This window comes from Streptomyces sp. NPDC046215, assembly GCF_040646215.1.
GTDB classification, from domain to species: Bacteria; Actinomycetota; Actinomycetes; order Streptomycetales; family Streptomycetaceae; genus Streptomyces; species Streptomyces stramineus.
Window position 1 is genome coordinate 1 of record NZ_JBEYZW010000078.1, and the last position, 25,162, is coordinate 25,162.

Sequence of the window (25,162 nt, forward strand, 5' to 3'; positions counted from 1 at the left end):
GATCTGCCCATGGTACTCCACTCAATCCCCGGACGGGCTGGTTTTCCAGCCCGTCCGGGGGCACCTCCTGGGGGCACCCCCAGCGGTAGCTGGGGGAGGTAGCCGGGGGAATTTGAGGACAGCGCGCAGCGCGCTTCCGGGGTCCGCGACCCCCGCGTGACCAGCACGTGACGGGTGGGTTTCGTCCGGCGTCAGAGCGAAGCGGAGGGGCGGCGCCCGTGCGGGAGCGCCGCCCCTCTATAACTCCCCCACCGGGAGTTGTTGCCGCCCGCATCGGCTCGGGCGGCAACTCGCATACTCAGCGGCCGCTTTTTCGCTCGCCACCCCCCACGGGAACGAGCGGGAGCGGCCCTGAGTGCGTGAATAGCATTTCGCTTCTGCGATGTTCGCCGCGAGTCCTTTCAACTGTGGCCAAAAGGGCGTGGTAACAGCTCGTATCGGTGTGCATACTCAGTGAGCGGGGGGTGGTTGCGGATGTCTCATGTGGGGGTTTGGTGCTGCGCGTCCATTTCACTGGACTCGATCTGGCCCGGCTGCGCCTGGCCGGAGAGCCGGACGCACTCTGGGAAACCGTATTGAGCCTGCACCGACTTCGGGACAAACAAGGCGAGTCGATCTTCGGTGATTGGCGGTCGGAAACCCGGGCTCGGTTGAATGGTGAAACGCGGCTTCTCGCGCCGCTGGTTCCTTCCCGTGGTTATTTTCCGGACTTTCTGACGCCGCCCGAAGGGGTACTCGGGCTCGACGCGGGCGTCCAGGCGCTGCGGGAGACCCCCGCCGAGCGGGTGCACCAGGAGCTGGGCCGGCTCTCCACCGCCCGGACGCTCCCCGCTTGGATACGATCCATGGCCGAGGGCGACACCCGGGCCGTGGACAAGCTGACCGGGGCGCTGCTGGCCTACCACGAGGCGGCCATCACCCCCTACTGGTCCTCCATACAGGCGCAGATAGAGGCGGACCGCGCGGTGCGCGGCCGGGCGCTGCTGGACGGCGGCGCCGACGCCCTCCTCTCCTCGCTGCCGCCGATGATGCGCTGGCGGGCACCGGTGCTGGAGGCCGACTACCCCGTGGACCGCGACGTCCACCTCAACGGGCGCGGGCTGCTGCTCGTCCCCTCCTTCTTCTGCCGGCGGACGCCCGTCACCTACCAGAACCCCGACCTGACGCCGGTGCTCGTCTACCCGGCCCGTCACATGTCGGAGTCGGCGCCCGCGGCCGTCACCGCGCCGCGCTCGCTGGGCAAGCTGGTCGGCCACACCCGCTCGGCCGTCCTCGGCTCCATCGGCGGCGGCTGCACGACCAGCGAACTCGCCCGGCGGGTGGGGGTGTCCGCGGCGTCGGCGAGCCAGCACGCGGGGGTGCTGCGGGAGGCCGGGCTGGTGCTCACCCTGCGCAACGGCAGCGCCGTGATGCACACCCTGACCCCGCTCGGCGCGGCCCTGCTGCGCGGTGGCCACCGGGGTCCGCTGGGGCGGCGGACTCAGTCGTCGGTGCCGGAGCGTTCCACTCCGGCGACGATGTGACGGTTGCTCCGCGAGGGGCCTTGCCGGGTGGTTCGCCGAACGTTCCGCCGGGTGTGTCGGCTGCGGGTGCGTTGTGGCTGGTCGCGCAGTTCCCCGCGCCCCTGGGGTGTGGCTGAGCCGCGGCTTTTGTCGTACCCGTGCCGTTTCCCGCGCCCCTTGTCGTGGCTGAGGCCGTTCAGTCGTCGATGCCCGAGCGTTCCACGCCCGCCACGATGTAGCGCTGGAGGACCAGGAAGACCACCAGCAGGGGGACGATCGACACCGCCGCCGCCACGAAGAGGCCGTGGAGGTTGACGTTCTGTGCGGTAGTGAACGTCGACAGGGCCACCTGGACCGTCCACGCGTCGCGGTCCTGGCCGATGACCAGCGGCCACAGGAACGCGTTCCAGGCGCCGATGAAGACGATCGTGCCGACCGCCGCGAAGACCGGCAGGGAGTTGGGGACGACCACGCGCCAGTACGTCCGCCAGTAGCCGAGCCCGTCGACCTGGGCCGCGTCCTCCAGCTCGCGGGGGAAGCCCAGGAAGTACTGGCGGAAGACGAAGCACGCGAAGGCGCTGAACAGCGTCGGGACGATCAGTCCGCGCAGCGTGGAGACCCAGCCGAGCGAGGAGACGAGGACGAACGACGGCACGAACGTCACCGTGGCCGGGACCATCAGGGTGCCCAGGATCGCGTAGAACACGGCGTCGGCGTGCCGGTAGGGGATCCGGGCCAGCCCGTAGCCGGCCAGCGAGGCCAGCACGAGCGTGCCGGCGGTCGTGGTCACCGCGATGACCGAGGAGTTCAGCAGCGCGTGCGCCAAGGGCACGTTCGGGTCGTCGAAGACCTCGCGGACGTTCGACCAGTGCACCTCGGAGGGGAAGAACGTCCAGTCGGGCGCGGTGATGTCCTCCTCGGAGGCCAGGCCGTTGCGCACGAGCAGGTAGAACGGGATCAGGAACAGCGCGGCCAGCACCGTCAGCAGCACCAGCCGCAGGGCGCGTCCCGCGCGGACGAGCGCGTCGGTCATCTACACCGCCTTCTCTCCCCGGCCACCGAGGCCGGACCACCGGGCCTGCACCACCGTCACCACCGCGATGACCAGCGCCAGGACGACCGCGCCGGCGCTGCCCAGGCCGAGGTTCTGCCCCTGCCCGAGAGCGGTGTAGTACAGGTAGACCAGGGGCGGCCGGGCGTAGGGCGGGTACCCGCGGGCGTCCGACAGGAGGTTGTAGAACTCGTCGAACGCCTGGAACGCGCCGATGACGAGCAGCAGCACCACGGCGACCGAGGTGGCGCGCAGCGCGGGGAAGGTGATGTGCCGGAAGGTCTGCCACCCCGGGCGGGCCCCGTCGACGGCCGCGGCCTCGTACAGCTGCGGGGGGACCCGCTGGAGCCCGGCCAGGAAGAGGACCATGTAGAAGCCCGTCTGCAGCCAGAGCCGCACGGTGACGACGACCAGCCAGTACCAGGGCGGGTCGGTCGTCGAGAGCCAGGCGATCTGCTCGGCGCCGAACCAGCCCAGGACGGTGTTGGCCAGCCCGAACCGCACCCCGTTGAAGATCGACAATTTCCAGACCAGCGCGGCGACGACGTAGGAGCACGCGGTCGGCAGGAAGAAGACCGACCGGAAGAACGCCTGGAAGGAGCGCAGCCGGTTCACCGCCAGCGCCAGCCCCAGGGCCAGGGCGTACGTGGCCGGGACGATGAAGGCGGTGAAGACCGCGAAGGTCGCCAGCGCCGACCGGAACGCCGGGTCGCCCAGGACGGTGCCGTAGTTGTCCAGGCCCGTGAAGTCGGTGGGGGAGACGGTGTTGTGGGCGTCGAAGAAGCTGAGGTAGACGCTCCACGCCAGCGGTACATAGGTGAAGAGGGCCAGGCCGAGCGCGAACGGGCCCACGAAGACCCAGAACCAGAGGGTTCGGTTCCGCTGACGTGCGGTGCGCAGGGCGGGCATTCAGGACTTCTTCCGCACGCGCCGCAACTCGGCCTCCGTCTTGCGGATCGCCGCCTTCAGCTCGGTCTCCGGGTTCGCCCCGTCCTTGATGACGCGGCTGAGGGCGTCCTGGTAGGCGGTCCGGCTCGCGACCGTCCACAGCAGGGGCTGCGCGTAGCCGTGCTCGGTGGTGAAGCGCACCACCTCGGCCGCGGCACCCTCCTTGAGCCGGCCGGCCTTCGCGGCGAGGGAGACGCGGGCCGGGATGTGGAAGCCGTAGGACAGCGCGAAGTCCTCCTGGTGGTCGGTGCGCTCCACCCACAGCCACTTCACGTACGCCTTCGCGGCGTCCTTGTGCCGGCTGCGGGCGCTGACCGCGGACCCGTACGCGCCCACCGGGACGGCCGGCCTGCCGGACGGGCCGTCCGCGGGGAACGGCAGGACCCCGAAGTCGTCGCGCAGCGCCTTGCGCACCTGGGGCAGCGCCCACAGCCCGGACCACTGCATCGCGGTCAGGCCCTGGATGAGCGCGGAGGGGTCGGACCAGTCGGCGGGCGCGCCCAGCAGCAGCGACTTCTCGCTGTACAGGCGGCGGATCTTGCCGAGGGCGCGGGCGGCGGCCGGGTCGTCGAAGCCCACCTTCCCGTCGTCGGTGATCAGGCTGAGGCCCGCCGCGTACAGCGGGGTGCCGCCCAGGACGCCCGCGCCGCCGTCGTTGCCCAGGAAGAGGCCCTTGGTGCGGTCGTCGGTGAGCTCGCGCGCGGCGTCGATCAGCTCGTCCAGGGTGCGCGGCGGGCGCACCCCCGCCTTCTCCAGCAGGCTCTTGCGGTAGTAGAGGAACTGGGTGTCGACGGCCTGGGGGACGGCCCAGACGCGGCCGTCGTAGGTCTTGGGCGCGAGGGCGGCCGGGTGGAAGTCGTCCTTGACGTCCTTGACGAGGTCGGTGAGGTCGAGAACCTGCCCGCCCTGGATCTGGTCCAGGGTCGGGCCGTTGACCTCGAAGACGTCGGGCCCGGAGCCGGACAGCAGGGCCGCCGCGGTCTGCTCGTCGTAGGCGCCGGGCCGCCATTGGACGCGCACGTCGGCTTGTTCGTACGCCTTCGCGTACCGGCGGACGGCCTGTTCGGTGCCCGCCTCGCCGTACTGGTGGTACCACTGTGACAGGCGGGGTTGCGAACCCCCGCCTTCCCGGCCGGTGTTGGACCCGCAGGCCGCCGCGAGGCCGCCCGTGAGTGCGAGAGCGCCACCGGTGGTCAGGAGTCCTCTGCGGCTGATCGGCATGTCGCTCGCCCCCTCGCTGCGCGCCCGCCGGACGGCCTGCTGCCGTCGCGCGGACGCACGGGTCAACGATCAACGATGACAGGGGATTACGACAGGGGGCTCACCGCCGTGTGTCGGCCATTTTGCGGCCGCCCGGGCACGGGCCGAGGCGGAAGCGGAGCCGGCAGATCACCGCGTCGGTGTCCCGGCGCACGGCGTGCGCGACGACCGCTCCCCGCTGGTTCTGCAGCAGCCGCTGCCACACGTGCGCGGGCTCGACCTCCGGGATCAGCACCGTGACCCGGTTGTCGGGGTGCCGCTCGGACAGCTCGCGGACGTAGGAGACGATCGGGCGGCCGAGCGAGGAGCGCGCCGGGGCGGGCAGTTCCACCAGGCCGACGCCCGGGTTCCACAGCTCCCAGTCGCGGCGCAGGGACTCCGCCGCCCGCCGGCCTTCCGCGTCGGGCGGGGAGACGGTCACCGCCACCACCTCGTCGCCCAGCGACACGGCCGCGGTCAGCGCCTCGCTGGTCAGCCGGGACAGCGACGACACCGGCACCACGACCACGGAGTGGCAGCGGCGCGGCGCCTGCGGCGCCCGGCCCAGCCCCAGCCGCTCCCCGATCCGCCCGTACGCCCGGTGGACGGCCTCGAAGGCGAGCACCAGGACCGGCAGGGCCACCACGATCAGCCAGGCGCCCTCGGTGAACTTCGTCGCCGTCACCACGACGGCCGACACGCCGGTGAGCACCGCGCCGAAGCCGTTCAGGAACGCCCTGCCCGCCCAGCCGGCGGACCGCTCCCGCCGCCAGTGGCGGACCATGCCCACCTGGCAGATGGTGAAGCCGACGAACACGCCGATCGCGAACAGCGGCACCAGGGTGTTCACGTCACCGCCGGAGAAGACCAGCAGCAGCGCCGAGACGGCGGCGAGCGCGAGGACGCCGTGGCGGTGGACCTGGCGGTCGGCCTTCAGGCCGAAGACGTGCGGCAGGTAGTTGTCCCGGGCCAGCAGGCCCATCAGGACCGGCAGCCCGCCGAAGGAGGTGTTGGCGGCCAGCGCCAGCAGCACGACGGTGGCGAACTGCACCACGTAGAACGCCGCGTTGTGCCCGAGGGACGCGTCCGCGAGCTGGGCCAGCACCGTGACCCCCTCGACCGGCTGGAGGTGGAAGCGGCCGATGAGCACCGACAGGCCGATGAGCATGACGCCGAGCAGCGCCCCGAGGGCGACCTCCGTGCGCTGGGCGCGCCGGGCGGCCGGGGCCCGGAAGGACGGCACCGCGTTGGCGACGGCCTCGACGCCCGTCAGGGCGGAGCAGCCCGCGGCGAACGCCTTCAGCAACAACAGCGCGCCCACGGTGGTGGCGTTGTCGCCGAGCACGGACGCGTGCCCGGCGGCCGCCTCGGTGCTCGCGGGCGCGTCCCGCAGCAGCCCGGCGACGATCAGGGTGAGGATCGAGCCGACGAAGACGGCCGTCGGCACGAGGAACGCCTTCGCCGAGTCCACGACGCCCCGCAGGTTCACGGCCGTGACCAGGACCAGGACGCCCAGGCACAGCCACAGCCGGTTGTCGTGGAGGGAGGGGAACGCGGAGGTGAGGGCCGCGACGCCGGCGGTCACCGAGACCGCCACGTTCAGCACGTAGTCCAGCACCAGCGACGCGGCCGTGAAGAGGCTGGTGCGCCGGCCCAGGTGCCGCTTGGCGACGGCGTAGGAGCCGCCGCCGTCCGGGAAGGCCGCGATGACCTGCCGGTAGGAGGCGACGAGCACGGCCAGCAGGGCGGCGATGGCGAGGGTCACCGGCAGGGTGAAGCCCAGGCCGTGCGCCCCCGCCGCCGCCAGCACGAGGACGACGGCCTCGGGCCCGTACGCCACCGAGGCCATCGCGTCCAGCGACAGGGCGGCCAGGCCCTGGGTGGCGGTGAGCCGGTGGCGGTCGTCGGCGGGCCCGGTGCCGGTATCGGGCGGCTCCTCGCCGGTCCCGGCGGGCCGGTCGTCCGTCTTGGCCAGCATGGACATCTTTTGTCGTACCTCCGTGACGTGGGACGGCCAGCGTGCGCCCGCGAGCGCGGGGCGGCTCCCGCCCTTGGCGGCCTCTTGGCGCGTTCCGGTGGTTTCTTCACGGTTTCTTGACGCGCGCCGGGACGGGGGTGTCAGCGCGGCGTACGGATTCGCCCCGGCCGCGTCAGCACCCCGTCAAACCTGACGCAGCGTCGGACGGCGGGTTCTAACGTCACGGCCATGGGACGGCGACAGCCCTCGCGGGTACACAGTGGTCAGCGCCTGAGACACCGGCCGAAGACGCACCCGCCGGGCGGCGCGGTGCTCGCCCACGACCGCAACCGGCGGCGCGACGCACGGGCCGCGTGGTGCTTCGGCTCCGCGCTGGCGGGTCTGCTCGCCCTCGTCGACCTCGGCCGCGGCGGCCTCGACTGGGCCCGCGGCGGGTGCTGGGCCGGGCTCGGGGCCCTGCTCGTGGCTGTCCTGCTGCCCCGGCGGATCACCGCGGGCGACGGCTGGCTGGCCACCCGCGGCCTGTGGCGCGAGCGGCGGGTACGGACCGGGCTGCTCACCCGGGTGCACCGCTCGGACGGCATCGCACCCCGCCTCGTGCTGTGCGACGTGGGCGGCGGCAGGGTCGAGATCGACCCCGAGGTGCTCGTCGCCAACCCCCTGCTCTGGCACCAGCTCGACACCGGGGCCCGCCGCTCGCGGGAGAGCGGGCTGCTGCGCGAGGGCGCGGCCCACCTGGCCGCCCTCGCCGAGCGCGTCGACGGCGAGGGCGCGCGGCGCCTCCTGGAGTCGGCCGGGCTGCGGTAGGTCCGGGACGCCGAAGCCGCCACGCGCAGGGCGCCGGTGTCCCCGGCCTACCGCCAGTCGTACGTCACGCCCGTCAGGCGCTCCGATACCGCCCACAGGCCCGCGCTCGCCCGGTCGTCCAGGGTCCACCGGGCGCGCAGCGAGCGCGTGGGGGCGCCGCGCCACAGCTGGACGCGCGGCCCGATGAAATCGTCCTGCCGCACCCCCGGGGCGGTGGCCGCGTAAAGGCTGGGCAGGGCGCCGGCCTCGGCGCTCTGCGCGACCGCCCGGTTGAGGAGCTCCGCCGCCCGCTCCGCCCAGGCCCGCTCCTCCATGCGCGCCCCGGCGCTCTGCAGGTTCGTCGCGGCGTAGCCCGGGTGCGCGGCGGCCGCCACCACGTGCGAGCCCTCGGCGGTCAGCCGCCGGGCCAGCTCGTGGACGAAGAGGAGATTGGCGCTCTTGGACCGGCCGTAGGCACTCCAGCGGCGGTAGCGGTGCTCCATGTGGAGATCGCGGGGGTCGACCGTGCCGAGGAAGTGCAGGCCGCTGGAGAGGACGACGACCCTGGCCCCGTGCCCGGTCTCCTTCAAGAGGGGCAGTAGCAGCCCGGTGAGCGCGAAGTGGCCGAGGTGGTTCGTACCGAACTGCATCTCGAACCCGTCGACGGTCTTGCGCTCCGGCAGCGCCATCACCCCGGCGTTGTTGACGAGCAGATCCAGCCGCTCGCTCTTGAAGGCCGCCGCGAACGCCCGGACGGATGCCAGATCCGCCAGGTCCAGCGGCGCGAACTCCACGTCCGCCCCCGGCGCCTGGGCCCGCAACCGCTCCTCGGCGGCCCTGCCGCGCTTGTCGTCGCGGCAGGCCAGCACCACCCTCGCCCCCCGCCGGGCCAGCTCCCGGGCGGTGACGTAGCCGATGCCGCTGTTGGCGCCCGTCACCACGGCGGTGCGGCCGCTCTGGTCGGGGATGTCGCTCGCACTCCAGCCGTTCACGTCCGCCGCTCCTCCACGTGAGTAGCCCCAGGGGGTCCCAGCGTAGGCCTGTCCGGCGGAGCACGGGGGCACGTCTCCGCTGCGCGGCGGTGTCCTCAATCGCCGGACGGGCTTTTCAGCCCGTCTGGGGGCACCTCCTGGGGGCACCCCCAGCGGTAGCTGGGGGAGGTAGCTGGGGGAGATTGAGGACGCGCCCGCAGGGCGCCCGCCGCCGCAGGCGGCAACTACGGACGCGCTGTAGGCGGCAACGCGGCAACGACGGCCCGCAGCCGAAGACCCGCCGCACAGGCCCCGAGCGAGACCGCGGCACGCGCGCTGTCAACCGAACCGACGACCTCACCGGCCGCCGCCGCAGGCCATTGGTACGGTCGCGGCCATGATCACAGCGCACCGACCGCCAAGAGCCCCCGTCACCGCCGACGACGTCGAGCACGCCGTCCACTTGGCGGTCACCGCCCTGGGCACCGCACCGGACGACCGCTGGGCCGCGCCGGCCGGCACCCTGGAGTGGGACTGCTGGGAGACGGTCGAGCACCTCACCGACGACCTCTTCGCCTACGCGGCCCAACTGGGCCCCCGCATACCCCCGCTGGACCGTTACGTGCCGTGGCGGTTCGCGCCCCTGCGGCCGGGCGGGCCCCGCAACGCCGTCTTCGCCGACCGGGAGGCGGGCCCGGCCGGGCTGCTGCGCACGCTGGAGGCGGGCGGCGGTCTGCTGGCGGCCGTGGCGCGCACCCGGGGGCCGGAGGTCCGGGCGTTCCACAGCTGGGGCGTGACCGACCCGGAGGGCCTCGCCGCCATGGGCACCGCGGAGACCCTCGTCCACCTGCACGACCTCGCCGGGGGCCTCGGCTTCGCCTGGGAGCCGCCCGCCGGCCTCTGCGACCGCGTGCGGGCCCGCCTCTTCCCCGACGCGCCCGCCGGCACCGACCCCTGGCGGACCCTGCTCTGGGCCACCGGCCGGGCCGGGCTGCCGGGCCTGGCCCGCCGGGACTCCTGGCGCTGGCACAGCGCACCCCTGCCCACCGCGCGCGACTGAACCCGCCCGGAGGCACGCGGCCTTGAGGCGCCGTCGTCCGGTGTGGGGCCGGTCGCCCCGGGAAAGGATCCGGATGCCGGCGGTCCGGGGGTGAACGGACGGGCCTCTCCGGGAAACGAGTTGAGGATGCCCCGTACGATCGCCACGGTGACACCCGACATATCCCTGACAACGCTGCTCATGCTCTGCGCCGCCGCCGCGGCCGCCGGCTGGATCGACGCCGTGGTGGGCGGGGGCGGCCTGCTCCAGCTCCCCGCGCTGATGGTCGGGCTGCCGCACGTCCCGCCCGCCCACGTCCTCGGCACCAACAAGGCCGTCGCCATCTGCGGGACGGCCGCCGCCGCCGTCGCCTTCACCCGAAGATCCCCGCTGAACCTGCGCATGGGCCTGCGCATCGGCCTGGCCGCGCTCGGCGGCTCCCTGGCGGGGGCCTTCTTCGCGTCCGGGATCAACAGCGCCGTGCTGCGCCCCCTGATCATGGGCATCCTGCTCGCCGTCCTCGTCTTCGTCCTCCTGCGGCCCACGTTCGGCGTGACCAAGGCCGTCGGCGCCCCGGTGACCCGCCGCCGGGTGCTGACCGCGATCCTCGTGGCGGGTCTGGGCATCGGCTTCTACGACGGGCTCATAGGCCCCGGCACCGGCACCTTCCTGGTGCTCGCGCTCGCCGGGATCCTCCACATGGACCTGGTGACGGCCTCCGGAACGTCCAAGATCATCAACGTGTGCACCAACATCGGGGCGCTGGTGACGTTCGCCTGGCAGGGCTCGGTGCTGTGGCAGGTGGCCGCGCCCATGGCCCTCTTCAACCTCGCGGGCGGCGCGGTGGGCGCCCGGATGGCGCTGAAGCGGGGGAGCGGCTTCGTCCGGGGGGTGCTGGTCGTGGTGGTGGTCTCCCTGCTCGGCAAGCTCGGCTACGACCAGTGGATCGGGTGAGACGGCACGCGCGGCCCGGGAGTCCCCCGGACGGGCGGAGGAGCGACGGGGCCGTCCGGGCGGCGTTCGCCGGTCATTCGTACGCTGTTCTCCTCGCCGGGGCGTGAACGTCCGACTGCAGGGAAAGCAGTCCGGAGCCGACTCGATCTTGGCGGACGCGGTCGGCCCGTCGATCGCCTTTCTGACGTGGTGGGGGTTCTCTCGTGCGTTTCTCCCGGTGGCACCGGGCCCCGTGGGCGCGGGCCGCGCTCGCGGGCCTCTATGTCGTCGCCCTCGCCGCCGCCGTGCCCCAGGGCGCCGGCGGGCACGGACGCGACGGCAGCTGGACCGGGGCGGAGGCCCGGCGCTTCTGGGGGCCCACGCCGATGTCCGCCTCCGCGTCCGCCGCCGGCGACGGGGGCGCGGCACGGGACGCCCCCGCCGCCCAGCGGATCACCGGCAGCGCACAGCACTTCGACGGGGTGCCGTCGGTCGGCGTGCTGTTCTCCGCCGACGAGGACATGAAGGAGCACCACTGCACCGCGAGCGTGGTGCACAGCCCCAAGGGCAATCTGATCGCCACCGCCGGGCACTGCTCGATCGGTGAGGGGGCGGCGTTCGTCCCCGACTACCGGGAGGGCGCCGCGAAGCAGCCGTACGGGGTGTGGGCGGTGGAGCGCGTCTTCACCGACCCGCGCCGGGCCGACAGCGGCGAGGGGTCGGACCTCGACGTCGCCTTCGCCACGGTGAAGCCGGACGGCCGCGGGCGGCAGATCGAGCGCGTCACGGGAGCCAACCGGCTGGTCCGGCCGCCCGGGTACGACAACCGGGTGACGGTCATCGGCTACCCGAACTCCACCGACGACCCGGCCGACCGGGCCATCCGCTGCACGGCCCTGACCAGCCGGCTGGAGGGCTACCGGCAGCTGCGCATGACCTGCGACGGGTTCCTCTCGGGCACGTCGGGCAGCCCGTGGCTCACCCACTTCGACGAGAAGACGAAGACGGGCGACCTGATCGGCGTCCTCGGCGGCCTGAACGGCGGCGGCCCCGACGGTGACGAGGGCGCGCGCATCTCGTACAGCCCGGTCAACGGCGACGAGGTCTTCCAGCTGTACCTGGACGCGATCAACGGCCGCGAGCCGCGCAGGCCCTGACGGGCCGGGCTCACTCGTCGTGGCCGTCGGGCGTGTGGCCGACCGAGCCGCCCGGCGGCTGCGACTGCGCGGAGCCGCCGACGTCGCGGTTGCTGATGTCGATGGCGCCTCCGCCGCCGTCGTGGTCGCTGCCCGCCGTGCCCTTGCTGTTGACGAGCGAGTTGCCCGCCCGGTCGAGCTCCAGCCAGGAGTCGGCGTGGGAGTTGTCGATGACCACGAGCCCGAAGCGGGGGCCGCTGACGGGCTGCCGCGCCTCCGTCTCCTCGTCCGCGTCGGCGAAGCGGCCCGGGTGGCCGGTGTGCCCCGGGAGGATGTCGAGACCGACCGTGGCGGCGCGGGCCGCGCCGCCCCCGAACAGCACGCTCGCCAGCACCGCGGCGGTGGTGCCCGCCGTGGAGAGGGGCCCCCGCATCATGCCGAGACCGGCTGCGGCTTCGGGTGGAACCGGCTGATGTTCTTCTGCAGCAGCTCCGTGGAGCTGCGGACCCCGACGCTCTCCCCGGCGCCGGCCGGCCCGGCCTCCGGCAGCCGCCCGTCCGCCGATTTCAGGGCGCTCAGCGCCCCGTCGATCGCACTGTGCGCCGCGAAAAGGCACGGCGTGCTGTAGATCGCGACGTCCACACCCAATTCCGTGAGTTCGGAGAGGGAAAGGCTGGGGGATTTCCCGCCCGCGATCTGGTTGAACAGCAGGGGTTTGTCGCCGATGACCGAACGGATCTTGCGGATCCATTCCACGCTCCGTACCCCGTCGACCAGGACGACATCGGCGCCGGTCTCCGCGAGGGCGGCCGCGCGGCGTACGATCTCGGCTTCTTCCGTGGCGTCCGTGCGGGCGACGACGAGAAGCTCCTCCCGGCTCTCCAGTACCAGTTCGAGTTTGGCGAGGTATTCCTCCAGCGGCAGGATCAGCTTGCCGTCCGCGTGCCCGCACCGGCGGGGCCGCTTCTGGTCCTCCAGGATGACCCCGGAGGCACCGGCCCGTTCGAGCCGCCGCACCACGTGGCAGGCGACCTCGGGGTCGACGTAGCCGTCGTCGATGTCCACCAGCAGGTGGTGGCCGGGGAAGGCGGGGCGCAGCCGCTCCACGAAGGCCACCATGTCCGGCCAGGCGATGAAGCCGATGTCGGGCAGCCCGTAATAGGACGCGGCGAATCCGAACCCGGATACGAAGAATCCGTTGTAGTGCCGGGCCGCGATCGAGGCCGAGTACATGTCGTAGATGCCGATGAGGGGCGTGGTCCGAGGGGTGGCGATTTCTTCGCGCAGGGCAGTGCCGTAGTGCATCTGGTCTCCTTGGCGTCCGGAACTCGTATGCGTCACGACCGTCGCTCGGCGCATCGGCGGGCGGGCGGCACCGCGCCCGCCGGGAGAAGGCGGCCGATGCGTCGGGGCATACGTTTTCAGAACCCCAAGAGTCTGTAAACGGCTCTCCTGGGCACGTCCCTGACAAGGAATGATTCGACGGTATATTAATCAGCCCGGACGGGCTTTTGTATTCAATAAGGTCAGGGGCGCCAAAACGGTTCGGCAGCCGGGCGGATTCCGCCGCGCCGCGGCCGTGGACCCGGCCCCCGGCCGCAGCGGGACGTACACGATGCGTGCGGGGCGCGGGAGAAGGATGCCGTAGCCCGCGCTCTTGAGGACGCCGTAGCGGCCGTAGTACTCGCCGCCGGGTGCCGCCGCCGCGGGACTTACCGGGACCTGTCCGCCTCCGTCAGGGCCTGCTGGACGCCCGGCTCGCGCGGTCCCAGGAAGCGCGGCCCCGGCCGGACGAGCGCGTCCAGTGCCGCCTTGCCCGAGGCGAAGACCTCACGTGCCCCGCCCGCGTACCAGGTGACGTCGTGCACTGCGTCCACCCCCACACCGTGCGCGTCTATGCCCGCGGCCCCGCACAGCGCCAGCGCCCGGCGTATGTGGAAGCCCTGGCTGACCAGAACCGCCTTGCGCACCCCGAAGATCCGCACCGCGCGCGTGCAGGAATCCCAGGTGTCGAAGCCCGCGAAATCGCTGACGATCCGGTCGGCGGGCACTCCGTGCCGCGTCAGATAGGTGCGCATCGCGTCCGGCTCGTCGTACTCCTGGCGGCTGTTGTCCCCGGTGACCAGCACCACCCGCACCTTGCCCGCCCGGTACAGCTCCACCGCCGCGTCCAGGCGGTGCGCCAGATAAGGGGACGGCTTGCCGTCCCACAGGCCCGCGCCGAAAACCATGGCCACCGGCGCCTCGGGGACGCTGTGGACGTCCCGCACCCGGGGCGTCGCCGAGGCGTACACCCACGTCACCGGCAGCAGGGCCAGCACACAGCCTGCCACCGCCGTCAGCAGCGCCCGCCGCCGCGCCCGTCTCGATCCCGGCAGCCGCAGCCCGCCCCCGAACGCCATACCGATCACTCTCCCCGTTGCCCTGGGACCAACGTCGAAGCCGGCCGGGCGGTTCCCGGGGCAGAGGGGCCGGGGACGGCACGCGCCGGCGGCCCGCACCCGGCGGGGGTGCGGGCCGCCGGCGAGAGCCTCCCGGTCACCTGCCGAGGCCCGGGGGCGACCGGTGGGGGAGAGGTCCCCGGGGGACGCTCAGCGGGCGGCTGCCAGCCGGTCCGCGGGGGCCGGGCGGTTGAAGGACCGGTTGTAGTAGACCAGCGGCTCCCGCTCGCCCGCGTAGGCCACCTCGGCACGGCCGACGAGAATGCTGTGGTCCCCGCCGTCGAGGATGTCGTGCGTGGCACAGGCCAGCCGGGCCGAGGCCCCGGGCAGACCGGGCAGGCCCAGCTCGCACGGCACCATGTCACCGCCCGCGAAACGCTCGGGCGCCGACTTGGCGAAGCGCAGCGCGACCTCGGACTGCTCCTGCGCCAGCACATTGATCATGAAGTGGTCCGCCCGCAGGAACGCCTGATACGTGCTGGCGGACTTGCCGAGGCAGACGAGGACGAGGGGAGGCTCCAGCGACAGCGAGCTGAAGGAGCTGGCGGTGAACCCCCAGCGCTCTCCGGACGGGCCGAGGGTGGTGACCACGGTCACCGGTCCGGGGACCTGGGCCATGGCACGGGTGAAGTCCGCGGGATCGACAGACATCGAAGTCCTAACTCTCCAGGCGAGTTCTCAAAGTGCGATCGGTGGGGGGTCCGCGAGGAAGGGGGCGCGGCCGGCGGGGGACGGCGCGGACGCCGGCCGGCCGCGCCACCCCGGCAGGTGCCCGCCCGGGTCTCAGGCGGGCGCGGGGACCGCTGCCGGCACGGCCGCCGGGCCGTTCTCCACGGGCAGCACGCTCGACTCGGCGTCGAGCCAGATGCCGGTGGGGCTGCCGAAGACGGGGCTCTCCCCGCGGCCGTCCCAGATCACTTCGCCCCGGCGCACGGTGACGTCCGGGCGGCCCGTGAACGTCCAGCCCTCGTACGCCGACCAGCCGCACTTGGCCTGGACGTGCCCCGCGGACATGATCCAGACCGCGTCGGGGTCGAAGAGGGTGAAGTCGGCGTCCAGGCCCGCCACGATCCGCCCCTTGCGGTCGCCGATGCCGAACAGCGCCGCCGGCTGCGCCGAGCCGACCTGGGCGATACGGGTCATCAGCTCGTCGGTGGACAGCTCCGGGTGGCGCCGGCGCATGCCGGTGAAGACCGCGGTGAGCAGCTCCTGCACCCCGGGCAGGCCGGGCGGCGACGCCTGGACGGACCGGGACTTCTCCTCCACCGTGTGCGGGGCGTGGTCGCTGCCGATCGTGGCGACACCGCCCTCCAGGAGCGCGTTCCACAGGTCCCGCTGGTCGTCCAGCGAACGGATGGCCGGGCTGAGCCGGATCCGCGCGCCCAGTCGCTGGGTGTCCGAGGCGGAGAACGACAGGTGGTGGGAGGTGACCTCGAAGGTGATCGGCAGGCCGGCCCGGTTCGCCGCCCGCAGCAGCACGGACTCCTCGGAGGAGGAGACGTGCACGATGTGGACCGACGTGCCGTGCCGGCGGACGAGTTCGACGACCCGGGCGGCGGCGACGATGCCGCCGCTGCGGGGGCGCGAGGGCTCGTAGGCGTCGTACCCCTCCGGCTCGCCGAGGTAGTCGTCGAGGAGGGCGAACACGCCGTCGTCCTCGGCGTGCAGGACCAGCCGGATGCCGCGTTCGGCGGCGATGGCGAAGATCCGGTCCAGGGCCTGGGGATCCCGGATGACGTGCGGCGCGGTGTGGTGCCCGGTCATGAAGACCTTCACCGACGTCGCCTGGCGCGGCTGAAGCCGGTAGAGGTTGTCGATGCTGTCCTCGGTGACACCGAAGTGGAAGCGGTAGTCCACCAGGGACTTGCCGTCGATCATGGCGGCCTTGGCGGCGGCGTCGTCCGGCTCGATCAGCGGGGGCTGGGTGTTGGGCATGTCGATGACCGTGGTCACCCCGCCGGCCGCGGCGGCCCGGCTGCCGTGCTCCCAGTCCTCCTTGTAGAGGAGCCCCGGGGTGCGGAAGTGCACGTGCGAGTCGATCACGCCGGGCAGCAGGTAGCGGCCCTCCGCGTCGATGGTGCGCGCTGCCGCCGGTGTCTCGCCCGGTCCGAGGACGGCCGCTATCCGGCCTTCGGAGACGGCCACGCCGCCTTCCAGCACGCCCTGCGGGGTCACCACCCGGGCGCCGGTGACCACCAGGTCGTAGCCGGCCGCCGCGGGGGCCGTGGTGCGGTCGGGAGTGCTCATCGTCTTTCCGTGCCCTTCGCTCATGCGGTCCACCGGGCGCTCACCAGTTCCCGGCACAGGTCGTTGGTCGGGCCCATGAGCCCGACGGCCCGGGCGTCCTGCGCCAGCTTGTTGAGGGGATGGCTGCGCAGGAACCCGGCACTGCCCAGGAGGCGGAGGGCCTCCTGGCACACCTCCTCCGAGGTGGTGGAGGCGATCAGCTTGCTGTGGAGCGTGGTGATCCCCGGCTCGGCGGAGTCGCGGCGCCCGGCCCGCTCCACCAGGGCGCGGGCCGCCTCGACCCGCGCCGCCAGGTCCACCAGGCGGTACCGGACGGCCTGCTGGCCGGCCAGGCCCCGGCGTTCGGCGTGGGCGAGGGCCAGCCGGTAGGCGGATTCGGCGATGCCCGTCGACACCGCGCCCAGCGTCGCGCCCGATTCCCGCACCCCGGCGATGATCGAGGTCGCCTCGCCCAGCGGGCCGAGCACCGCGCTGTCCTCGACCTCGCAGGCGTGCAGCTCGACGAAGCCGGTCGCGGAGGCACGCATGCCCACCAGGTCCATGCCGGTGTCCGCGACCAGCCCGGGGTTGGCGGCCTCGACCAGGAAGAACGTCTGCCCGTCGCTGCCGTAGGTGCTCTGCTTCCCGCTCGGCTCGGCGGACTGGGCGAGCACGAGGTAGACCTGCGCGAGGCCGGCGCCGGTGGTGAAGGTCTTGGCGCCGTCCAGGCGCCAGCCGCCCTCGACGCGCGTGGCCTTGGTCGCCAGGTTGCGCTTGTCGGCGCCCGCGCCGCTCTCGCTCCAGGCGGAGGCGGCGATCCACTCGCCGCCCGCCAGCAGCGGAAGGTACCGGGCGCGCTGGGCGTCGGTGCCCCACTCGCCGATCCGGGCGCTGACCGCGTAGTGCTGGAAGAGGATGATCGCCATGGACGGGTCCGCCGCGGCCACCAGCTCGATCAGCCGGTTGGTGAGGACGGCGTCGCCGCCCAGCCCGCCGTACTCCTCGGCGACGGCGGCGCCGAGGACGCCGGAGGCGCGCAGTGCGGCGAAGACCTCCTCGGGCAGCTCTCCCGCGGTGTCCGCCGAAGCCGCGGCGCCGCGCAGCACGTCGAGCAGTCCGCTGTACCGGGCGCTGAGCTCCTCGCGGTCCGGTGCGGTGGTCAGACTGTCAGCGGCTGGCATGCGAGGTCCTCCTGGTAGTCGTAGTCGCGCAGTGGGGTGATGCGGGCGGGCCCGGTGAGGTGGGCGAGCTTGCGGCTCACGCTGACCCACTGCAGGAAGTCGCCGTGACCGCCGGCGGGCTCGTCGACCGCCGGGTCGACGGCGGCCCTGGCGGCGGTGTCCCCGCCCGTGGTCCGGATCTCGACGTAGCCGCGGGGGCAGCCGGCCTCGGCGGCGAGACGGGCCGGCACCGTGCCGGGGATGGCCGCCGCGGTGGCCAGGCAGGTGGTTCCCGTCAGCGCCACGCTGGGGTGCCACTTGGGCACGGAGATCGCCCGGACGGCGATCCGGCCCGGCGCGTAGACGCCCAGCGCCGCGATCTTGGGGAAGGTCCCGGACCTGGGCCGGCGCAGCAGGTCCGCCGCGGCCTCCCGGATCGTGAGCAGTTGCTCATACACCGCGTCACCGGCGCCGAACAGCTTCTCCTCGGTGTCCAGGCCCAGGGCCCGCGCGTCGATGAAGACGTAGGGGTTCCCCATGGAGACCAGCGAGGTCTCGTACACCCCGGAGCCGGCGAGCAGCTGATCGGTGGTGCGGCCCGTGAGGAGCAGCTCGCGCAGCCGGACCCGGGTGTCCTGGAGGAAGTGCACGGTGAAGCTGCCGCTGCGCCGCCGGACCTCGTCGACCTCGCAGACCACGTGGTCGCCGTTGTTGAGGACGCGCACGCGCACCCGGCCGCCCGGCGCGAGCCGGGGCAGCCAGCCGCGGTCCTCCGCCGCGACCACGGACGCCAGGATGGAGTGGCCGCAGCTGCCCTGGAAGTCGAACAGGTCGTTGCCGCCGGGCAGCGCCTGGACGAACCGGTAGTCCAGGTCGAACAGGGGGTGGTCGGAGGGCCCGACGATGGCGATCTTGAGGACGTGCTCCTGGCCCGTGTCGGCGAGCCACTCGCGGATGGTGGTCAGCACCGGACGCAGCCGCTCCTCGTCCGGCGGGAGACCGGACCGGTCCAGTACCAGGGTCGGTGTGGGAGCCCCTTCGGCCTGGGCGATGTGCCCGATCACCGGGTCGCTCCGAGCGCTCCGCCGCCGCTGTGCTCGGCGTGGGCCCGGGCCGTCGGCCCGCAGAACTGCTCCAGCCACAGTTCGTGCACGAGCAGCGACCAGATCGCCATCGCCGAGCGGTCCCCGGGGTTGGTGGCCTGGGTGCGGAAGAGCTCGTCCACCCGCTGCGGGTCCAGCTGTCCCCGGCGGCGCAGCCGGTCGGCGGAGAGCATGTCGCGGGCGTAGTCCATCAGCGCCTGGCCCGGCTGGAGCATGGCGGTGATGGGCAGGGTGAACGGCTGCTTGGGCCGGTTGAGCACGGAGTCGGGCAGCAGGCCGGAGGCCGCGTCGTACAGCACCTTCTTGCCCTGGTCGCCGGTGACCTTCAGGGACCGGGGCAGGGCGCGGGCGTAGCGCACCACGCCGGGCTGGCAGAACGGCAGCCGTACCTCGACCGAGGCCGCCATGCTGAGGTGGTCGACGCGCCGCAGGTGGTAGGCGGGCAGCCGGGAGCCGATCTCGAAGTCGGTCAGGGTCTCCATCGTGTCGGCGGTGGAGGCCCGCAGGTGTGCGGCGATGCGGTCGGCGGACGACCCGGAGACGGCCATGAAGGCGCGGTAGTCCGAGGAGTAGAGGCCGTCGCGCAGGGTGCGCGGGACCGCGGCCAGCGCGTTGACGTAGGCGGGGACCCAGTCGGTGCCGGCCGGGGCGTTCACCGCCGCCCTGATCCGGTCGTAGCCGCCGAAGAGCTCGTCGGCCGCGTCGCCGGTGATGGCCACCTTGAAGCCCGCGTCCCGGACGGCCGCGAAGAGGGCGTAGGTGCTCAGGGTGATCGGGTCGGCGTTGGGCTGGCCGAGGTGCCAGACCACGTCCGAGAGCATGCCGGGGAACGACGCCGGGTCGATCTCCACCTGGTGGTGGTGGGTGCCGTTGCGCTCGGCCACCTCGCGGGCGAAGTGCCGCTCGTCCGCCGGCCAGGTGCCGGTGTAGGCGATGTTGAAGGAGTGCAGGTCGGTGACCTTCTCGGCGGCCAGCGCGCTCACGAAGCTGGAGTCGAGCCCGCCGCTGGTGATGGCGGAGACCGGCACGTCGGCCATGGTGAGCCGGTGCACCTCCGTGCGCAGCGTCGAGAGCAGGTGCGCGGCGGCCTCGGCCCCGTCGGTGTGGGCGGCCTGCCCGCCGCTGACGTCGCGGCGCGTGATGCGCATGCCCGCCGACCGGGTGACCCGCACCGTGGCGGCCGGCGGCAGGACCTGGATGCCCTCGAACATGGTCTGCTCGCCGAAGGGGGTCTTGGTCGCCAGGTAGGCGTCCAGGCCGGCCTCCCAGGGCGAGGCCGGGACGTTGCGGAACGACAGCAGAGCGGGGAGCTCGGAGGCGAAGTACAGGTGCCGCAGCGCTGCGTCCCAGTGGTAGTACAGGGGCTTCATGCCCACGTCGTCGGTGGCCAGGACGAGGGTCGGCTCGCCCCGCAGGTCCACGACGGCGACGGAGTACATGCCGTCCAGGTGCTCGGGGAACGCCTCGCCGTACTCGGCGTAGAGGGCCGGGATCACCGAGCCGTCGCAGGAGTCGGCGAAGTGGTGGCCCCTGGCCGCGAGCTTGTGCCGCAGCTCCTGGTGGTTGTAGATCTCGCCGTTGAAGACGACGATGATGTCCTTGCCCAGGGTGTAGGGCTGGTCACCGCCGTCGAGGTCCATGATGGCGAGGCGGTTGTTGCCCAGGGCCCAGCCGGAGCCGAGCACCTGGGTCTGCGCGTCCGGGCCGCCGTGCCGCTGCATGGCGGCGACGGCCTTGAGCTCGTGGGGAGTCGCCTCGGCGTCGAAGTGCCCAAAGATCCTGCACACAGCAGTGATTCACCGTACCTCGGTCGAGACACCGGCGCGCTGGTAGAGCACCGGGTCGAAGGGGGTGGGGCCGCCGCAGGTGGCGAAGCGGGCGGCGGAGGGGTCGTCCTGGGGGTGGCGGGTGCCGTGCGGCACGCCGGGCGGCGCGAAGAGCACGTCGCCGGGGACCGCGTCGTACCAGCGGTCGGCGAGGTAGAGCTGTCCTTCGCCCTCGAAGGCGATGAACGCCTCCTCGCTCTCGGGGTGGACGTGCACGTTGAAGTACTCGCCGGGCTCCATGAAGCCGCAGTGCAGGCACAGTTGGGGGGTCCCGGTGCCCGGCCAGAACAGGAAGTTCATGGTCGCCGTGCGGTCGGCGGCGGCCACCTCGCCGGTGCCGTTGAAGCCGCGCAGCTGGGTCTCCGTGCGCCACAGGTTGGAGAACCGGCGGGGCGCGGTGCCGGGGGTGCGCTCCGGGCGGAGGGTGGTCCGCCAGACGTAGGCGGTCAGTTCACCGGAGGCGTCCGCGGTGAGGGTGTACGGGTCACCGGTCGGCGCGTACACGGCGTCGGAGCGGCGCACGTCCGACTTCTCGTCACCGGAGGTGGCGTGGCCGCCGCCGGCGAAGACGACGATGACGTTCTCCTCCGCGGCCGCGTCCTCGGGGGCCCACCGCGTCCCGGCGGGGATCCGGACCACATCGAGCCGGACGATGTGCGCACCGAGGTGCGGGCCCACGGCGGTCGCCACCGAACAGTTTCCCTCGGTGCGGAATCGGAGTGAGGAGGCACGGATGATTTCCCCTGTGGGTGAACCGGGCATGCTGGATCTCTTTCGGTGAGTATTTCTGTGCTGCGGTGCCGGGTGCGGGAGTCTGCGCAGGTCAGAGATCCGCGGCCAGCCTGCCGCCGCTTCCCCAGTGCGCGGGGCCGACGTCACGGATAACGACGGTGACGGCCTCCAACGGGCATGCGGCGATGCGCGAGACGGTGGCCGAGACCTCTTCGACCAATTCCCGGCGGTCTTTCTCCTGCTTACCACTCCACCAGTCAATGGTGACTACAGGCATTGTTTTATTCCTCTTCCTGTACAGGTCAGCATTCATGCCGAAGGGCATGCGTGAGCAGCCGCGGCGTGAACTCTTGACGTCGTATTGATTCGGGTATCCGGGCAGCCCGGGGCACGGCGGGTGCGGCACCTGGCCGCGCCCGGCCCTCGATCGGCCGTGCGCCGCTCCGCGGGCAGGCCGCAAGGCCCGGCGCCGCGCGGGACGGCGTGAAAGAGAACGTAAAGGGGTAAGGAAAAGGGAAGACGCCCGCTCCACGGCCCTGAGGGCATGGAAAGGCAGTCGTCGGCCCAGGGCGGAGGCCGGATACGGCTCCGCTCTCAGGGGTTAGTGGAATCCGTTCGTCCAGAAATCCTGGAGCCGAACGTGAAGACGTCCTCGTGGAACGCGACGCTCAACCTCGAACCACAAGCGGAAGCCTCTAGCTGGGGAGGGTCCGGCAACGGGCGAGGACGGGGCGTTCAGGACGATACGCGTCACTTGTGTTGATCATGCAGTGCTCCCCCGGTGTTCATCGATGGTGCACGTGGGAAACCTTCCACCACGTTCGCATGGGCGTTTTCCCGCAGCGGCGCTCTGTCCTTCCGGAACCATCCCGGGCCGTGCGGTGCCAACGAAATCCACGACACCATGAAGTCGATCAGCCGCGCAAGTGTTGCCGGGGATTTTGACTGTTCATTAAAGAATAGAAAGCCTAAAAATTATGCAAACCCGGCATACTGTTCTGTGGCCTGTCTCACCAGGGCTCCCCGGTTGACTGGAGAACCTGCTGGCTAAACCCTTCAACTGTGATGCATGCCTCCTGCAGGCTTCTGGACCGATCGGATAAAAATCCGAGCCGCGAACCGGCTTATCGATCCACAATGGGAGCTGTGCGAGCAGTTTCAAAACAGTCGAAAGGGTTGCCATGACCGACCTGGTTCCTCCCCCGGCGCGGCCCGAGCGCGCCGCGGTCCTCATCGCCGGCGGCGGCCCCGTGGGCATGCTGCTCGCCGCCGAACTCGGCATCCAGGGCGTCGGGGCCGTGGTGATCGAACCCCACCGCCGCACCGTGGACACCCCGCGCGCGGGCACGTTGCACGCCCGGACCGTCCAGTCGCTGCTGCGCCGCGACTACCTCCGGCTGTCGCACCCCGGGTCCCTCACGGAACATCGGAGCACCGGGTTCCATTTCGGTGGCATGCCCGTGCTGGAGATCTCGGCGCCCACGGCGGAGGGCCCGCCCCTCCTGGGGCAGCCGCAAGAAGCCCTGGAGCGGGCCTTCGAGAGCCGCGCGCGGAAGGCCGGCGCCGACATCCGGCGCGGACACCGGGTCCAGCACCTGCGGGTCCACGACACCCACGTCGAGGTCGGGATCCGGGCGGACGACGAGGACTACACCATCGAGGCCGGCTATGTGGTCGGCTGTGACGGCGCGCGCAGCACGGTGCGCGAGCAGGCCGGCTTCCCGAGCACCACCTCCGCGCCGACGTTCGACGCGATCGTCGGCCAGGTGCGCCTGCTGGACCCCTTCGCGGTTCCCGGCGGCTGGACCCACACGGCCGAGGGGTGGACGCTGATCAACGTGAACCCGCAGGGGCTCAGCCGGGTGATCACCCACGACTTCTCCCACCCGCTGCCGCCCCGCCGCCGGCCCGTCCTCCTGGACGACCTGCGCCGGACGGCCTCCCGCATCCTCGGCCGTGACGTACCGATGGACCGGCCGGCCCACCTGTCGCGGTTCAGCGACTTCTCCCGGCTGGCGGACACCTACCGCCGCGGCCGGGTGCTGCTGGCCGGTGACGCGGCCCACGTCCACGCCCCGCTCGGCGGGCAGGGACTCAACACCGGTCTCCAGGACGCCTTCAACCTGGGCTGGAAGCTCGCCCTGGCCGCCGGGGGAGAAGCACCGCCCGCGCTCCTCGACACCTACACCGAGGAACGCCGCCCGGTGGCCGAGGCGGTCATCGCCAACACCCGTACGCAGAGCGCCCTCATGCGGCCCGGCCCGGAGTTCGACCCGCTGCGCGCGCACACGGCCGACCTCTTCCGGCTGCCCGAGGTCAACCGCCGGATCGCCGATGTGATCAGCGGGCAGGGCGTGACCTACCCCGCGAAGGGCGCCGGATCACGGTGGGAGGGCGGGTTCCTGCCCAACCACCGCCTGCACACGGACAGCGGCCCCTTCTCCGTCGCGGAGCTGCTCGCCGACGCGCGGCCGCTGCTGCTGCTCACGCCACGGGCCGGTGCCGCGCCGGAGTCGTGCGCGCGGGGCTGGGCGGATCGGCTGCGGGTGGTCCGGCTGACGGACGGGCAGCCGCTGGAGTGGGACGCGCTGCTGTGCCGCCCGGACGGCTACACGGCCTGGGCCGCCCAGGGGGCGGAGAGCGGTCCGGACCGCCTCGCGGCAGCCCTGACCTGCTGGTTCGGGCCGCCGGTCGCGGGCCGGTAGGGGAGGCCCGCCCTGGTCCGGGGGTGACCAGGGCGGGCCCCGCTCCGCGTCAGATGGTCTTGAGCTGGCCGCCGTCGATGACGAAGTCGGAGCCGTTGACGGCCCGGGCCCGGCCGGAGGCCAGCAGGCGCACGATCTCCGCGACCTCCTCGGGCTCGGTCAGCCGGCCGGTGGTCAGCCCGGCGGCGGCCGGGAAGCCCTCCAGGAACTCCTCCAGGGACTTGCCCGAGGCGGCGGCCAGGCCGGCGCCGAAGCCGTCGGAGTCCAGCCAGGCGGGGGTGCGCGTGGGGCCGGGCGAGACGGTGTTGACCCGGACGCCCTTGGGGCCCAGCTCCATGGAGAGGGCCTTGCTCAGGTTGGTCAGCGCGGCCTTCGCGGCACCGTAGTCGGACGTGGGCGGCTGCGGGCCGCGGGCCCGCGCGGAGGACACGTTGACGATCGCCCCCTGGCGCTCGACGAGGCCGGGCAGCGCCGCCCGGATCGTCCGCACCACACCGAAGAAGTTCAGCTCGAAGGTGTGCTGCCACTCCTCGTCGGAAATGGCGCTGAAGCCGCTGGTGCGGGGGGTGAACGCGCCGACGTTGTTGACCAGGACGTCGATGCCGCCGAACTCGGCGGACACCTGCTCGATGAGCTCGGCCGGGCCGGCGGGGGTGGACAGATCGACCGCTACCGGCAGCGTCGCGGCCTCCTTGAGCTCCGGGGTGATCGTCCGGGCCGCCCCGGCCACCCGGAACCCGTCGGCCTCCAGGGCCCGGGCCACGGCCAGGCCGATGCCCTTGCTCGCTCCGGTCACTACGGCTGTCTTTACCGCCATGGTTCCTCCTGATAAGAAAAAATTCGCTGTGCGAAACGTCAGGGTGATAGTCGACAAAGGGGAGTTGCCAAGAAGGCAGGTGCCGAGCAGGCAGCCGCTCGGCGGGCAGTCGCTAAGAAATGCGCCCGCGTGCGTAGTCGTAGGCGCGCAGCAGGATCTGCCAGACGACCTCGATCTCGTCACGGTCGCGCGGGCCGAACACCAGCTGGGTGTTCTGGATGGGGTGGGGTATGCCCCAGCCCGCCTCCGTCACCAGCTTCTTCACGTCCGGGGGCAGCGTCATGTGCAGGCTGCCGTCCTGCGGCGGGTGCTGGTGGGCGAACTCCCGGCTCTGCCTGATGAAGGCGTCGTCCGGCCCCGTCCCGAACTCGGGCGCGAGGTGAATGGCACGGGCCTCGGGGTAGGGCACGTGGGTCGGGGCGAGATAGACGCCGCTCAGCGACCGCATCCGCTGCCAGAGCTCTTCCTGCAGGGGGGTCGGGGCGATCTGGTCCAGCTGGCCATGGGGGACCGGGCCGCGGGTGCGTGGACCGGGACCGGGGCGGTCGGGCAGATTCAGTGTGAACATC

General features: G+C 72.5%; 22 protein-coding genes and 1 pseudogene. 6 read left to right on the forward strand and 17 right to left on the reverse strand.

The window, feature by feature from the left end; translation table 11 throughout:
* Positions 1-494: 494 nt before the first annotated feature.
* Complete coding sequence (locus ABZ951_RS26595) at positions 495-1,523, forward strand: helix-turn-helix domain-containing protein (RefSeq protein WP_344088760.1); 1,029 nt, start codon at positions 495-497, stop codon at positions 1,521-1,523.
* Positions 1,524-1,698: 175 nt separating this feature from the next.
* On the opposite strand, the gene ABZ951_RS26600 is transcribed toward ABZ951_RS26595, so the two are convergent.
* The 4 genes from ABZ951_RS26600 to ABZ951_RS26615 all read right to left on the reverse strand — a co-directional run bounded on the left by ABZ951_RS26600 (position 1,699) and on the right by ABZ951_RS26615 (position 6,724).
* On the reverse strand, positions 1,699-2,535 hold the full coding sequence (locus ABZ951_RS26600) for a carbohydrate ABC transporter permease (protein ID WP_344088757.1): 837 nt from the start codon (positions 2,533-2,535) through the stop codon (positions 1,699-1,701).
* On the reverse strand, positions 2,536-3,462 hold the full coding sequence (locus tag ABZ951_RS26605; protein WP_344088754.1) for a sugar ABC transporter permease: 927 nt from the start codon (positions 3,460-3,462) through the stop codon (positions 2,536-2,538).
* Positions 3,463-4,722, reverse strand: a complete 1,260-nt coding sequence (locus ABZ951_RS26610) for a sugar ABC transporter substrate-binding protein (RefSeq protein WP_344088937.1) — start codon at positions 4,720-4,722, stop codon at positions 3,463-3,465.
* A 100-nt stretch (positions 4,723-4,822) separates the two neighbouring features.
* Complete coding sequence (locus tag ABZ951_RS26615; RefSeq protein ID WP_344088751.1) at positions 4,823-6,724, reverse strand: APC family permease; 1,902 nt, start codon at positions 6,722-6,724, stop codon at positions 4,823-4,825.
* Between the two features lie 222 nt (positions 6,725-6,946).
* On the opposite strand from ABZ951_RS26615, the gene ABZ951_RS26620 reads away from it, so the two are divergent.
* The gene (locus ABZ951_RS26620; protein ID WP_344088748.1) at positions 6,947-7,525 is read left to right on the forward strand and encodes a hypothetical protein; all 579 of its coding nucleotides are present in this window, start codon (positions 6,947-6,949) and stop codon (positions 7,523-7,525) included.
* A 47-nt stretch (positions 7,526-7,572) separates the two neighbouring features.
* Here ABZ951_RS26620 and ABZ951_RS26625 read toward each other — a convergent pair whose 3' ends face one another.
* Positions 7,573-8,496 (reverse strand): oxidoreductase, encoded by a 924-nt coding sequence (locus tag ABZ951_RS26625; protein WP_344088745.1) that lies wholly within the window; start codon positions 8,494-8,496, stop codon positions 7,573-7,575.
* Positions 8,497-8,896: 400 nt separating this feature from the next.
* On the opposite strand from ABZ951_RS26625, the pseudogene ABZ951_RS26630 reads away from it, so the two are divergent.
* The 3 genes and pseudogenes from ABZ951_RS26630 to ABZ951_RS26640 form a co-directional block, all read left to right on the forward strand.
* Positions 8,897-9,535, forward strand: a pseudogene (locus tag ABZ951_RS26630) (VOC family protein); the annotation flags it as partial.
* A gap of 126 nt (positions 9,536-9,661) precedes the next feature.
* Entirely contained in the window at positions 9,662-10,468 is an 807-nt protein-coding gene (locus tag ABZ951_RS26635) for a TSUP family transporter (protein ID WP_344088742.1), read from the forward strand.
* A 203-nt stretch (positions 10,469-10,671) separates the two neighbouring features.
* Entirely contained in the window at positions 10,672-11,604 is a 933-nt protein-coding gene (locus ABZ951_RS26640; protein WP_344088739.1) for a hypothetical protein, read from the forward strand.
* Positions 11,605-11,614: 10 nt separating this feature from the next.
* Here the strand turns inward: ABZ951_RS26640 and ABZ951_RS26645 are convergent, their stop codons facing one another.
* The 10 genes from ABZ951_RS26645 to ABZ951_RS26690 form a co-directional block, all read right to left on the reverse strand.
* Entirely contained in the window at positions 11,615-12,019 is a 405-nt protein-coding gene (locus ABZ951_RS26645; protein WP_344088736.1) for a hypothetical protein, read from the reverse strand.
* On the reverse strand, positions 12,016-12,888 hold the full coding sequence (locus tag ABZ951_RS26650; protein ID WP_344088733.1) for an isocitrate lyase/PEP mutase family protein: 873 nt from the start codon (positions 12,886-12,888) through the stop codon (positions 12,016-12,018). The genes ABZ951_RS26645 and ABZ951_RS26650 overlap by 4 nt, the downstream gene beginning before the upstream one ends.
* A 407-nt stretch (positions 12,889-13,295) precedes the next feature.
* Positions 13,296-13,985, reverse strand: a complete 690-nt coding sequence (locus tag ABZ951_RS26655; RefSeq protein ID WP_344088730.1) for an ElyC/SanA/YdcF family protein — start codon at positions 13,983-13,985, stop codon at positions 13,296-13,298.
* 189 nt (positions 13,986-14,174) lie between these two features.
* Positions 14,175-14,675 carry a flavin reductase family protein gene (locus tag ABZ951_RS26660; protein WP_344088727.1) on the reverse strand — a complete coding sequence of 167 codons (501 nt, stop codon included), beginning with the start codon at positions 14,673-14,675 and terminating at the stop codon, positions 14,175-14,177.
* A 132-nt stretch (positions 14,676-14,807) separates the two neighbouring features.
* A complete protein-coding gene (locus ABZ951_RS26665) occupies positions 14,808-16,271 on the reverse strand; it encodes a dihydroorotase family protein (RefSeq protein WP_344088724.1) in 1,464 nt (487 codons plus the stop codon).
* Positions 16,272-16,291: 20 nt separating this feature from the next.
* The gene (locus ABZ951_RS26670) at positions 16,292-17,431 is read right to left on the reverse strand and encodes an acyl-CoA dehydrogenase family protein (protein WP_344088721.1); all 1,140 of its coding nucleotides are present in this window, start codon (positions 17,429-17,431) and stop codon (positions 16,292-16,294) included.
* Positions 17,410-18,474, reverse strand: a complete 1,065-nt coding sequence (locus ABZ951_RS26675; protein ID WP_344088718.1) for a PrpF domain-containing protein — start codon at positions 18,472-18,474, stop codon at positions 17,410-17,412. Before ABZ951_RS26675 ends, ABZ951_RS26670 begins: the two co-directional genes overlap by 22 nt.
* Positions 18,471-20,300 (reverse strand): asparagine synthase (glutamine-hydrolyzing), encoded by a 1,830-nt coding sequence (asnB, locus tag ABZ951_RS26680; RefSeq protein WP_344088715.1) that lies wholly within the window; start codon positions 20,298-20,300, stop codon positions 18,471-18,473. Before asnB ends, ABZ951_RS26675 begins: the two co-directional genes overlap by 4 nt.
* A 9-nt stretch (positions 20,301-20,309) precedes the next feature.
* Positions 20,310-21,029 (reverse strand): cupin domain-containing protein, encoded by a 720-nt coding sequence (locus tag ABZ951_RS26685; protein ID WP_344088712.1) that lies wholly within the window; start codon positions 21,027-21,029, stop codon positions 20,310-20,312.
* Between the two features lie 133 nt (positions 21,030-21,162).
* On the reverse strand, positions 21,163-21,348 hold the full coding sequence (locus ABZ951_RS26690; RefSeq protein ID WP_344088709.1) for a tautomerase family protein: 186 nt from the start codon (positions 21,346-21,348) through the stop codon (positions 21,163-21,165).
* Between the two features lie 904 nt (positions 21,349-22,252).
* Between ABZ951_RS26690 and ABZ951_RS26695 the strand changes: the two genes are divergently transcribed.
* Entirely contained in the window at positions 22,253-23,776 is a 1,524-nt protein-coding gene (locus ABZ951_RS26695) for an FAD-dependent monooxygenase (protein ID WP_344088706.1), read from the forward strand.
* Between the two features lie 49 nt (positions 23,777-23,825).
* Here the strand turns inward: ABZ951_RS26695 and ABZ951_RS26700 are convergent, their stop codons facing one another.
* Both ABZ951_RS26700 and ABZ951_RS26705 read right to left on the reverse strand, forming a co-directional pair.
* Positions 23,826-24,593 carry an oxidoreductase gene (locus tag ABZ951_RS26700; protein ID WP_344088703.1) on the reverse strand — a complete coding sequence of 256 codons (768 nt, stop codon included), beginning with the start codon at positions 24,591-24,593 and terminating at the stop codon, positions 23,826-23,828.
* A gap of 112 nt (positions 24,594-24,705) precedes the next feature.
* Positions 24,706-25,161 carry a luciferase family protein gene (locus ABZ951_RS26705; protein ID WP_344088700.1) on the reverse strand — a complete coding sequence of 152 codons (456 nt, stop codon included), beginning with the start codon at positions 25,159-25,161 and terminating at the stop codon, positions 24,706-24,708.
* Between the last annotated feature and the right edge of the window lies 1 nt (position 25,162).